Raw genomic sequence first — 12,280 nt, 5'->3', positions numbered from 1 at the left:
TATTTTTACTACTGCTGGTAACGCACATTTTACCGATCGTTAAGCTTAAAATCATTCACATTCGCTTTGTTACGCATGCTTTTTTATATAACTAATGTCAGGAGTCAACATGCAAGCATCTTTTTTACGCGGGAAAACAGCCCTGGTAACAGGTTCAACCTCAGGAATCGGCTTGGGTATTGCACACTCTCTCGCTGCCGCGGGCGCAAACATTGTATTTAACGGCTTTGGTGATCCGAATGAGATTCAGGCAATTCAGAAAGCCACTGAAGAAAAATTCAGCGTCAAAACGGCTTATCACAATGCCGATATGAGCAAAGCCAGCGAGATTACCGCCTTGATGGCATTTGCCAGCACAACATTTAGTGGTGTCGACATACTGGTGAATAATGCGGGCATTCAATATGTTGCCAATATTGAGGATTTTCCGGTCGAAAAATGGGATGCCATTATTGCGATTAATCTGACCTCCTGCTTCCATACGACAAGGCTGGCATTACCGTATATGAAAGAGAAAAACTGGGGGCGCATCATTAACCTAGCGTCCGTGCACGGGCTAGTTGCGTCAGCACAGAAATCTGCTTATGTTGCCGCTAAACATGGCCTGATCGGACTGACAAAGACAACAGCGCTCGAAAACGCGCAAACGGGAATTACATGTAACGCGATTTGCCCGGGATGGGTACTGACACCCTTAGTACAAAAACAGGTCGATGCCCGCGCCGAGCGGGATAACATCAGCAATGAAGCAGCAAAAAAAGCGCTGCTAGCAGAAAAGCAGCCTTCAGGAGAATTCGTGACTCCGGAACAACTTGGTGCTCTGGCAGTATTTTTTTGTAGCGATGCCGCTAGTCAGATCAGAGGCGTCGCCTGGAACATGGATGGTGGATGGGCCGCACAATAAGCAGCTTTTTCCCCTTATAAAAAAAGCCGCTGTCAGGAAACAGCGGCTATTTCAGTTTTACATGTTAGGGTAATTTGGTCCACCACCACCTTCCGGGGTCACCCACACGATGTTTTGCGTCGGATCTTTAATGTCACAGGTCTTGCAATGAACACAGTTCTGTGAATTGATCTGCAAACGATCCTTACCATCATCGGTCTTCGTAAATTCGTACACACCGGCGGGACAGTAACGCGCTTCCGGCCCGGCATATTTCGCCAGATTCACCTCAACCGGGACATTACTATTTTTCAGAGTCAGATGGATAGGCTGATCTTCCGCGTGATTCGTGTTAGAGATAAACACAGAAGACAAACGATCAAAAGTCAGTTTGCCATCCGGCTTCGGATAAACAATAGGTTTAAACTCAGACGCGGGACGCAGGCATTCGTGATCAGCATGTGTATGTCTCAGCGTCCACGGTGCTTTACCGCCAAAAACGACCTGATCGATACCAACCATCAGCGTACCCAGTACCAGACCTTTACTCATGGACGGTTTGAAGTTCCGTGCTTTGTGTAACTCCTCGTGCAACCAGGAGGCTTCAAATGCTGCACTGTACGCAGTAACTTCATCGTATTGGCGATTTTCACCCAGCGCATCAAATACCGCATTTGCAGCTAACATCCCGGTCTTGATTGCAGCGTGACTGCCTTTGATGCGGCTGGCGTTCAGGAAACCGGCATCACAACCAATTAATGCACCACCCGGGAAAGTCAGCTTAGGCAATGACTGCAGACCACCGGCTGTAATCGCACGCGCCCCGTAAGCAATCCGCTTCCCCCCCTCAAAGAACTGACGGATTTCGGGGTGAGTCTTATAACGCTGGAACTCCTCATACGGAGAAAGGTAAGGATTTTCATATCCAAGCCCGACCACATAACCGACTGCAACCTGATTATTTTCCAGGTGATACAGGAAAGAACCGCCGTAGGTCGCGTTATCCAGCGGCCAGCCGGCCGTGTGAATTACCAAGCCTGGTTGATGTTTTGCCGGATCAATTTCCCACAACTCTTTAATCCCGATACCATAAGTCTGAGGGTCTTTACCCGCATCCAGCTTATATTTTGCGATCAGTTGCTTACCAAGATGTCCGCGTGCGCCTTCAGCAAACAAAGTATATTTTGCGTGCAACTCCATGCCGAGCTGGAATGCCGGACCGGGCTCACCCTCGCGGTTCACGCCCATATTGCCGGTTGCAACGCCTTTTACAGATCCGTCGTCGTTATACAAGATTTCTGCTGCCGGAAAGCCCGGGAAAATCTCGACGCCCAATGCTTCCGCCTGTTGTCCCAGCCAGCGCACTACGTTCGCCAGTGAAATTACATAGTTTCCATGATTCTGGAAACAGGCAGGCAGCATCCAGTTCGGTGTTTTATACGCTTTAGTTTCAGATAAGAATAAAAACCGGTCTTCTGTCACCTCAGTATTCAGAGGTGCGCCAAGTTCTTTCCAGTCAGGGAAAAGTTCGGCCAGCGCTGTCGGGTCCATCACAGCTCCGGAGAGAATATGCGCACCAAGCTCACCGCCTTTTTCCAGCACGCAAACGGAAACTTCATTTCCTTTTTCCGCGGCAAGCTGCTTGAGTTTGATCGCGGCAGACAAGCCTGCAGGACCGCCGCCGACAATGACGACATCGTACTCCATCGCATCGCGGGGACCGTACTGTTCAAGAATGTTTTGGGTCATGACTGTAATCGCTTTAAAATATTTTTCGAACGAACGTGCTAAATTAATCACCGCATGTTATCTGTTGGACTGCCAATGCGCAAGCAAGCGATTAGACGAAGACATCCATTGCGGAAAAACTGACTCTTAGTGTTGGCGAAAGATAATTATCGCAGAGCAGTGTTCAGCCCGCACCAATTAAAACGACGAATCTCTTCGGATTATTGATGAAAAAGAGGCGCGCGCTACATTCTCAGCCACACAGCAGGACACTGTATGTCATGATAGTGCATCAGACAGAATACTGAACTTATCCAAAATTTTGCAGGAGATCATGATGGGAATAGAAATTAATTTTGAAGGAAAAATCGCACTGATTACAGGTGCATCCAGCGGTTTGGGGGCACGCTTTGCGAAAGTGCTGGCGAAAGCTGGTGCGCAAGTGGTACTGGCTTCCCGGCGCGTCGAAAGACTGAAAGAATTACGCGCTGAAATTGAAGCCGATGGCGGTGCAGCTCACGTCGTCGCATTGGACGTAACAGATTATGCCAGCATCAAATCAGCGATCGCCCATGCTGAAACCGAAGCTGGACCTATCGACATTCTGATCAATAACTCAGGTGTCTCAACGACACAACGTCTGGTCGATGTCACACCAGATGATTACAACTATGTGATGGACACCAATCAACGGGGTTCATTCTTTGTAGCACAGGAAACCGCGAAACGGATGATCACCAGATATAAAGGCGATCAACGGAAGCAACACCGCATTATCAACATTGCTTCAGTCGCGGGGCTGCGCGTACTCCCACAAATTGGCATCTACTGCATGAGCAAAGCCGCAGTCATACACATGACGAAGGCAATGGCAGTTGAATGGGGAAAATACGGCATTAATGTCAATGCGATTTGCCCCGGATATATTTCGACGGAAATCAATCAGGAATATTTCGACACTGAACAGGGGCAAAAACTGATAGACATACTGCCGCGCAAGCGTGTCGGAACACCAGAAGATCTGGATGGACTGTTGTTATTGCTGGCTGCAGAAGAGTCGCGCTTCCTGAACGGCGCAATCGTCACAGCAGATGATGGAATGAGTGTGCAATAACCGATACCGGTTACCGGCTATATCTCTGTCAGTGAACTCGTATGAGCAGGACAACACTCCTGACCATATGAGTCGAAAAATTTCAACATCATCACTGAGACCGGAATAGCAAAAATGGGCATTTCAGACACGAGCATACTGTCAGTGGATGTAACCTGCCCATACATTGTCAACATGCGAAGCGCTAAACGATGGTCGCTGAATAAAACTTCAAAACTACCTTCCCCGCACCTGGAAAGTGTACGTAAGCAGCACCTATTAAGCAGATGCTGATCCAGCACACATCACAGTAAGTCAACGCATAATCCCCAACAGCTTATGCACGAGCTCACTTGATGTTGCGGCAGAAAATTTTCTCATCAGCTTAGCCCTGTGCATTTCAACGGTTCTCGGACTAAGTGATATCTGTCTGGCGATCAGTTTACTAGTTTTCCCCTCAACAAGAAGAGCTGCAATCTCTCTTTCTCTTGGTGTCAGTTCCGCGCTTACAGGGCGCTTTGCACTCAGGTCTTCAAATGTCCATATTCCTGCCGCGTGTGGATCATTTTTTTGCAACCCTCGTCCCGTTACATGGCACCAGAATAACTCCTGATTCGCTCTCTTCATGATGCGTTCGTCAGAATATGACCCCTTCGCATTCATGATGGGTGTGATGCGTGCGCCGGTTCGTTCAAACTCATCAGGACTGGGATAAAGTATCTGGAAAGACTGCCCGATCAGATCGTTTTTCTCATAGTTAAACATCTGTGCAAGATCATCATTACAGGCACAAATTATACGGTTTTGAGACACACACATTCCTATCGGTGCTTGTTGGAAAATAATCTCAAAATCAATCGTGTGCGTCTCTATCATATGGCTATTCTTGTTCAGATGGATAAGGTAAATTTATTCAGGTAGTTTTACGGTATTGCGGAGTATAGCGCAGCATCTTATGCTGAGCTCTAATCTGAAAAAAGTAATATGCAATCAACCGCTATTCGTGTTGTTGCGAAAAAAAATGGATAAGTATTTCACTGAATATCTGCGAGGAGACAAATAATGAATAAGGAATACCCTGACGCAAAGGCCGCCCTGGCTGATGTAGTCAAAGATGGGCAGACGATTGCGGTAGGTGGTTTTGGTTTGTGTGGCATACCAGAAGCATTGATTGCAGCTTTGCGCGATTCTGGTGTCAAGGGATTGACCGCGATCTCTAATAATGCCGGAGTCGATGGCTTTGGACTTGGTCAATTACTGACAACACGCCAGATCAAAAAAATGATCTCGTCGTACGTCGGTGAAAATAAAGAATTTGAACGCCAGTATCTGGCTGGTGAATTAGAGCTCGAATTTACTCCGCAAGGAACGCTGGCAGAGAAGTTGCGCGCTGGTGGCTCCGGTATCCCAGCATTTTTTACGAAAACCGGCGTCGGTACTATCGTAGCCGAGGGAAAAGAAATTCGTGAATTCGATGGTCAGAAATATGTGATGGAAAGATCCCTGGTTGCTGACGTCTCGTTAGTTAAAGCCTGGAAAGCAGATAAGGCCGGCAACTTGGTCTATCGTAAAACGGCGCGTAATTTCAATCCTAACGTTGCCATGGCAGGGAAAGTCACTATTGCGGAAGTCGAAGTACTGGTAGAAACAGGCGATCTGGATCCGGACGAAATTCATACTCCGGGTATTTTTGTGCATCGTATCGTTGTCAATGCGCATCCGGAAAAACGCATCGAACAACGTACTGTGCGTCCGACTAAATAAAATACCAGGAGAACGAATATGGCATGGAATCGTGATGAAATGGCTGCGCGCGCAGCGTTGGAGTTGCAAGATGGATTTTACGTCAATCTCGGCATAGGTCTGCCTACATTGGTGGCCAACCATGTGCCAGCGGGCATGGAGGTCTGGTTGCAATCAGAAAATGGTTTGTTGGGAATTGGCCCATTTCCAACCGAAGATGAAGTTGACCCGGATCTGATTAACGCCGGAAAGCAAACAGTAACTACGCTGCCGGGATCTTCGATTTTCAGCTCGGCAGACTCGTTCGGAATGATACGCGGCGGTAAAATCAATCTCGCTATTTTAGGAGCAATGCAGGTCAGCGAAAACGGTGACCTCGCTAACTGGATGATACCAGGCAAAATGGTCAAGGGTATGGGTGGGGCGATGGATCTTGTCGCTGGTGTCGGTCGTGTCGTGGTTTTGATGGAGCACGTCGCAAAAGACAATGCACATAAACTGCTGAAATCCTGCAATCTGCCATTAACCGGCGTTGGCGTCGTCAACCGGATTATTACCGACCTGGGAGTGATTGATGTAATGCCTGACGGCTTCAAGTTAATTGAACTTGCTCACGGTATCAGTGTAGACGAAGTTGTCGCAAAAACCGAAGCTCGAATCGATACCAGCGCATTTAAATAAACAATCCTGCTGATTCAAAAGCGAAAAAAGCCGGCAAGAATTGAGCCGGCTTTTTTTATTTTCGATACCTGATAATTCATTTACCAGTGATCGTTCAGTATTTTTTCCAGCCAGAACGTACCTATCACTGTTTTTACATCGGTAATCTTGCCTTCTCTCACCCATTTCAGCATTTCCGTTGGCGTGGCTGTAAAGGTTTCCAAAAATTCTTCATCATCTAAAGACGCCTGCCCGGCTGTTAATCCACGTGCAACGTAAATCTCCAGCCTTTCATCCGAATACGCGATTGCATTGTGGATAGTAAAGATATGCCGCCAATCAGTCGCGCTATAACCAGTTTCTTCACGCAGCTCTCTTTTTGCACAAATCAATGGATCTTCGCCAGCATCAATTTTACCTGCTGGAAATTCAATAAAAACACGATTCAGCGGATAGCGGAACTGACGTTCAAGCAAAACACTGCCATCATCAAATACGGGGATGATGACGACTGCTCCCGGGTGACGTATAAACTCCCTGGTAGCAACATTGCTATCAGGCAAAGACACTGTGTCCTTCTGGACCTTCAGAAAATCACCGGCATAAACCAGACCACCGCTGATCTTTTCCTCACGCAAATGCGCCTCCCCTGAAAGTCTATCAGTCACGCTGCCGCCTCAGATAGCGGAAGACAAATCCGGGAAACGCTAAAACCAGAAATAAAAAAGCGGTTATTGCGAAAAACTCCCATCCTTGCGGGAAGCGATTACCACTTCTGCTTTCCAAAAAAAAGCCGACAGCACCAATCAAAAAATAGAAAATAAGCAGCTCAAGCAAACGCACCCAAAATGGCTTAATAAAAGAAAAACGCCGTAACGCAAAAACTGCGAAACAGCGTTCATTCACAAAGGGTATGTTGGCAGCGATCACTGCCAACAATACGATGAGCCAGACGGAAGTCAGACTAGTCAAAAGAAACCAACCTTATGATGCGAGTGTCTTTACAACTGCATTCAAACATGCAGTCATCAAGCCACCTGGCACAATTCCAAGAATCAAAACAGCCAGTCCATTCAGACTCAGTACGAGGCGGACATCTACGCTAGGGCTAATTAAAGCGCTATCAGTCGCATCATCAAAGTACATCAGTTTAACAACACGAAGATAATAGAACGCTCCGATCAGAGAGAACAACACAGCGACGACTGATAACCATACCTGACCAGTTGCCATGACAGACTGCAATACAGATAACTTTGCGTAGAAGCCCATCAATGGCGGGATGCCAGCGAGCGAGAACATCAACAACAACATAACCAGAGCGAACCATGGTGAACGCTTATTCAGCCCTTTCAGATCATCCAGATTTTCTGCCTCAAAACCTGCGCGTGCCAGCAACATGATCACGCCAAAGGTACCCAAAGTGGTGAGCACATAGGTGATGCTGTAAAACAGCGCGGCACTGTAAGCATCCGCAGCAAGAGTGGTATTGCCGTGAGCAACACCGGATAACAGACCCAACAGCAAAAAGCCCATATGTGAAATCGTAGAATAAGCGAGCATACGCTTCAGATTGGTCTGGGCTATAGCAGTGAGATTACCAATTGCCATAGACAGTACAGCCAGAACAACCAACATTTGCTGCCAATCTACCGCCTGAGAGAACAAGCCTTCGACTAATAACCTGAATGTCATAGCAAAGGCTGCTAATTTCGGCGCACCACCCAGTAACAATGTCACTGCCGTAGGGGCCCCCTGATATACATCGGGAACCCACATGTGGAACGGAACAACGCCTAACTTAAATGCCAGACCTGCTACGAGGAAGACAATACCAAATACCAGAATTGTCTTATTTGCAGTCGGAGAACTCGCTACCTTAGCGACTTCTGCTAATTCCAAAGAACCTGTCGCACCGTACAACATGGAAATACCGTAGAGCATGAAACCGGACGCGAGTGCACCCAGAATGAAGTATTTCATTGACGCTTCGGTTGATTGAGTATGTTCACGGCGCAACGCCACCAGTGCATACAGAGACAAGGACATCAGTTCCAGGCCAAGATAGATGATGAGGAAATTATTCCCCGAGATCATGATCATTTGGCCTAACAACGAAAACAAAGCTAAGACATAAAACTCGCCGCCCAACTTTCCATTTGTCATACCGCGATCGGATACGTATTGACGCGAATAAATGAAAGTTGCACCCACTGCTACGTAAGAACACAACTTCAGCAAAGTCGACATTGGATCGGAAACGAACATGTTATTCGCAACATAAGTTGAGCCGTCGCTATTTGAAGTCGAGATAGTCAGCGCACCACAAACAAACAACGCAAGTATGCTCATGACATATGTCAGATTACGTTTGTTATCAGGCAAAAACATATCAACCAGCAAAATAGTACAGATTGCCAGCAGCAAAAATATTTCAGGATAAAGTGGTGTGAAGTTCATATTATTCAGTTCTACTAGCATTAATCTGCTGTCACACAATTAGCGCAACGAAAATTGTCGACGGGCTTACTTGTCTATATCCTCAATCAAAGCGGTAACTTTGACGTCGCCACATGCTTCAAAAGATCAGTCACGGAAACTTGCATCGCGTCGGTAAATGGTGCTGGATACAATCCCATTACGATCACAGCGATCGCCAATACGCCTAACATAAAAAATTCACGTGCATTAATATCGCTCAGATGAGCAACATGATCATTAGTAATCTTGCCGAAGACAACCCGTTTGACCATCCACAAAGAATACGCTGCACCGAAAATCAACGCTGTTGCGGCCAGCATGCCAATCCAGAAGTTAAACTTTACTGCGCCAAGAATCACCATGAACTCACCAACAAAGCCTGAAGTTGCTGGCAAGCCGCAGTTCGCCATTGAGAACAGAACAAACAGCGCCGCAAATTTAGGCATGGTATTGACAACACCACCGTAGTCAACAATCTGACGCGAATGCACACGGTCATACAACACACCGATACACAGGAACATCGCACCTGAAATAAAACCATGTGAAATCATTTGCACAATCGCACCCTGAACAGACATGTCGTTAAACATGAAAAAACCCAGTGTGACAAAACCCATGTGCGCAATGGATGAATACGCGACCAGCTTCTTCATATCCGCTTGTACAAGTGCAACCAGGCCAATATAAATCACAGCAACAAGAGACAAAGTGATCATGAAGCCAGCCATATAGTGGCTTGCGTCCGGTGCGATCGGCAACGAAAAACGCAGGAAACCGTAAGCACCAAGCTTGAGCATGATTGCAGCCAACACTACAGAACCGCCTGTCGGTGCTTCAACGTGTGCATCTGGCAACCAAGTGTGCACTGGCCACATCGGTACCTTCACAGCGAACGCCATCAGGAACGCGCAGAAGATCGCAATCTGAGTCGACATCGGCAGAGGCAGTTTGTGCCAGACCAGGATGTCAAATGAATGACCAGCCTTAATATAAAGATAAATGATAGCAACCAGTGTCAGTAAAGAACCAAGCAATGTGTACAAGAAGAACTTGAACGCCGCATAAACGCGGTTCGGACCACCCCAGACACCAACGATGATATACATCGGAATTAGTGTCGCTTCAAAGAACACGTAAAACAACATGCCATCTAAAGCACAGAAAACACCGATCATCAGGCCAGACAGAATCAGAAAAGCCCCCATGTACTGGGCGACCTGTTTCTCGACAACTTCCCACGCAGCAATCACTACAATGACAGTAATAAACGCCGTCAATGGCACCAGCCACAGAGAGATGCCATCGATACCAAGTGAGTAGAAAATATTAAATTTCTCTATCCAGGCAAACTTTTCAACAAACTGCATACCATGTGCTGAATTATTGAAGTTAGTAATCAGCGGCACAGTGACGATAAAACTGGCCAAAGAACCAAGCAGAGAGACGCCGCGAACTAAACCACGGTTACTATCGCGGCCAAAAGCCAGAACAAAAATACCAAATGCGATTGGACACCAGATCGCCAGGCTGAGTAAGGAGGAAGTTGACTGCATCATGATTATATTTTTTTAGCCGAGGTCACTTATTTAGCAAAAGGGAATGGCATGAAATACACGAGGAATGCCAACACGCCTAATATCATTACAAAAGCATAGTGATAGATGTACCCGCTCTGGAATAAGCGAACAAGCTTCGAAAACCATCCTACCAGTTTTGCACTACCATTCACGACCAGTCCGTCAATCAATCCCTTATCACCGACGTTCCACAGCCCGCGCCCAAGGAAACGTGCTCCGCCGGCAAACACGATTTCGTTAAAGCGATCCATGTAGTATTTGTTATCCAACAAAGTATAGACAGCACTTGCATTCTTCTTGATGGCGGCCGGTATCGACGGCTTCACCATATAGAAGAAATAGGAAGTGACCACACCCGCCAACGCCAGCCAGAATGGAGCTGTTGTCAAAGCATGAGTTGCCATTGCGACAGGACCGTGGAATTCATGTCTTAACTCTTCCATCGCATGGTGAGCTTCGTTGACAAAAATAACGTCTTTAAAGAAACTGCCGAAGAGCATAGGTTCTATTGCTATAAAACCGATGGCGACTGATGGAATTGCCAGCATCACCAGCGGGAACCAGACGACGAAAGGTGATTCATGAGGTTTTTGACCCGGAGCTAATCCGTGATGATGCTCATCATGATCATCCGCTGCGTGATGTGCGTCATGATGGCCATGTGCGTGGCCAAAATTTTCTTTTCCATGAAATACCAGGAAATACATACGGAAGGAATAAAACGCTGTGACAAATACACCTGCTAAGACAGCAAACTGAGCAAAGCCAGAACCAGCAATATGAGACGCCTGAACCGCCTCGATGATACTGTCTTTGGAGTAAAACCCTGAGAAGAAAGGAGTACCAATCAGCGCTAACGAGCCTAACAATGACGTGAGCCAGGTAATCGGCATGTATTTACGCAATCCACCCATGTTACGGATGTCCTGATCATGATGCATACCAATGATGACAGAGCCGGCAGCAAGGAACAGAAGTGCCTTAAAGAAAGCGTGTGTCATCAAATGAAATACAGCAACCGAGTACGCAGAAGCGCCCAATGCAACTGTCATGTAACCGAGCTGCGACAATGTGGAATATGCGACAACGCGTTTAATGTCGTTCTGGATAATACCGAGGAAACCCATAAACAGCGCAGTTATCGAACCGATCACCAAGATAAATGACAAAGCAGTATCCGACAATTCGAATAACGGCGACATACGAGAAACCATGAAAATACCAGCAGTAACCATGGTCGCTGCGTGAATAAGCGCAGAAATCGGGGTTGGACCTTCCATCGAATCAGGCAGCCATACATGCAGTGGAAACTGCGCAGATTTACCCATCGCTCCGATAAACAAACAGATGCATGCAACCGTGATCAGCATCCAGTCAGTTCCAGGGAAAATCAGTTTCGCAAGTTCTTCTTTTTTCGCGAAAACTTCTGTGTAATTCATCGAACCGGCATAGGCGAGCAACAAACCGATACCAAGTATGAAACCAAAGTCACCGACACGGTTAACCAAAAATGCCTTCATGTTTGCATAGACAGCCGTCGGTTTGGTGTACCAGAAACCGATCAGCAAATAAGATACCAGACCGACAGCTTCCCAACCGAAAAACAGTTGGAGGAAATTATTGCTCATCACGAGCATCAGCATGGAGAAAGTGAAAAGCGAGATATACGAGAAAAAGCGGTTATAGCCTTCATCTTCGGCCATGTAACCAACGGTATAAATATGCACCATCAGCGACACAAAGGTCACCACACACATCATCATTGCAGTCAGATTATCAACCAGAAAACCGACTTCCAGTTTCAAACCAGCTACCTGCATCCATTGATACAAGGTAGCGTTGTAAACTGGCGCACCATTCATCAAAGCGTTCAGTGTCATGCACGAAATAATGAATGCAACCAGCACACCGAGTATAGTCGCGGTGTGTGAAACTTTACGCCCTACGACGTTACCAAAAAATTTGGTGCCCAGTAAACCGGCAATGGCAGATCCTGCCAATGGAGCCAGAGGTACTGCTAATAGTAGTTGTGGGTTAAGTTGCCCCGCCATGATGACCCTTTTTTAGCTTATTACTTTTTTAAATCGCCAGCGAACGATGAGGAAGATGCAT

General features: G+C 46.8%; 11 protein-coding genes. 4 read left to right on the top strand and 7 right to left on the bottom strand.

The window, feature by feature from the left end; genetic code table 11:
- The first annotated feature begins 109 nt into the window (after window positions 1-109).
- Complete coding sequence (locus ACOTSW_RS08935) at window positions 110-904, top strand: 3-hydroxybutyrate dehydrogenase (RefSeq protein WP_423678739.1); 795 nt, start codon at window positions 110-112, stop codon at window positions 902-904.
- A gap of 57 nt (window positions 905-961) precedes the next feature.
- Here the strand turns inward: ACOTSW_RS08935 and ACOTSW_RS08930 are convergent, their stop codons facing one another.
- The gene (locus tag ACOTSW_RS08930; protein WP_423682285.1) at window positions 962-2,590 is read right to left on the bottom strand and encodes an electron transfer flavoprotein-ubiquinone oxidoreductase; all 1,629 of its coding nucleotides are present in this window, start codon (window positions 2,588-2,590) and stop codon (window positions 962-964) included.
- 358 nt (window positions 2,591-2,948) lie between these two features.
- On the opposite strand from ACOTSW_RS08930, the gene ACOTSW_RS08925 reads away from it, so the two are divergent.
- Entirely contained in the window at window positions 2,949-3,725 is a 777-nt protein-coding gene (locus ACOTSW_RS08925; protein WP_423678738.1) for an SDR family oxidoreductase, read from the top strand.
- A 294-nt stretch (window positions 3,726-4,019) separates the two neighbouring features.
- Here ACOTSW_RS08925 and ACOTSW_RS08920 read toward each other — a convergent pair whose 3' ends face one another.
- Entirely contained in the window at window positions 4,020-4,580 is a 561-nt protein-coding gene (locus ACOTSW_RS08920) for a LuxR C-terminal-related transcriptional regulator (RefSeq protein ID WP_423678737.1), read from the bottom strand.
- 186 nt (window positions 4,581-4,766) lie between these two features.
- Here ACOTSW_RS08920 and ACOTSW_RS08915 point away from each other — a divergent pair, with 186 nt between their 5' ends.
- Window positions 4,767-5,468 (top strand): CoA transferase subunit A, encoded by a 702-nt coding sequence (locus ACOTSW_RS08915; RefSeq protein ID WP_423678736.1) that lies wholly within the window; start codon window positions 4,767-4,769, stop codon window positions 5,466-5,468.
- Between the two features lie 18 nt (window positions 5,469-5,486).
- Window positions 5,487-6,128 carry a CoA transferase subunit B gene (locus ACOTSW_RS08910; protein ID WP_423678735.1) on the top strand — a complete coding sequence of 214 codons (642 nt, stop codon included), beginning with the start codon at window positions 5,487-5,489 and terminating at the stop codon, window positions 6,126-6,128.
- Window positions 6,129-6,208: 80 nt separating this feature from the next.
- On the opposite strand, the gene ACOTSW_RS08905 is transcribed toward ACOTSW_RS08910, so the two are convergent.
- The 5 genes from ACOTSW_RS08905 to nuoL form a co-directional block, all read right to left on the bottom strand.
- Window positions 6,209-6,775, bottom strand: a complete 567-nt coding sequence (locus ACOTSW_RS08905) for an NUDIX domain-containing protein (RefSeq protein WP_423678734.1) — start codon at window positions 6,773-6,775, stop codon at window positions 6,209-6,211.
- Complete coding sequence (locus ACOTSW_RS08900) at window positions 6,768-7,079, bottom strand: DUF2818 family protein (protein ID WP_423678733.1); 312 nt, start codon at window positions 7,077-7,079, stop codon at window positions 6,768-6,770. The genes ACOTSW_RS08905 and ACOTSW_RS08900 overlap by 8 nt, the downstream gene beginning before the upstream one ends.
- A 12-nt stretch (window positions 7,080-7,091) precedes the next feature.
- A complete protein-coding gene (gene nuoN, locus ACOTSW_RS08895) occupies window positions 7,092-8,567 on the bottom strand; it encodes an NADH-quinone oxidoreductase subunit NuoN (RefSeq protein WP_423678732.1) in 1,476 nt (491 codons plus the stop codon).
- A gap of 86 nt (window positions 8,568-8,653) precedes the next feature.
- Window positions 8,654-10,147: an NADH-quinone oxidoreductase subunit M gene (locus ACOTSW_RS08890; RefSeq protein WP_423678731.1), complete on the bottom strand. Its 1,494-nt coding sequence runs from the start codon at window positions 10,145-10,147 to the stop codon at window positions 8,654-8,656.
- Between the two features lie 26 nt (window positions 10,148-10,173).
- Window positions 10,174-12,219 (bottom strand): NADH-quinone oxidoreductase subunit L, encoded by a 2,046-nt coding sequence (gene nuoL / locus ACOTSW_RS08885; protein WP_423678730.1) that lies wholly within the window; start codon window positions 12,217-12,219, stop codon window positions 10,174-10,176.
- Window positions 12,220-12,280 lie beyond the last annotated feature (61 nt).

Origin of the sequence: Undibacterium sp. WLHG33 (genome assembly GCF_049544815.1) — a bacterium.
Taxonomy (GTDB): Bacteria; Pseudomonadota; Gammaproteobacteria; order Burkholderiales; family Burkholderiaceae_D; genus Undibacterium.
Note: the sequence above shows the minus strand (reverse complement) of the source record. Positions and strands in the feature narration are given on the sequence as shown.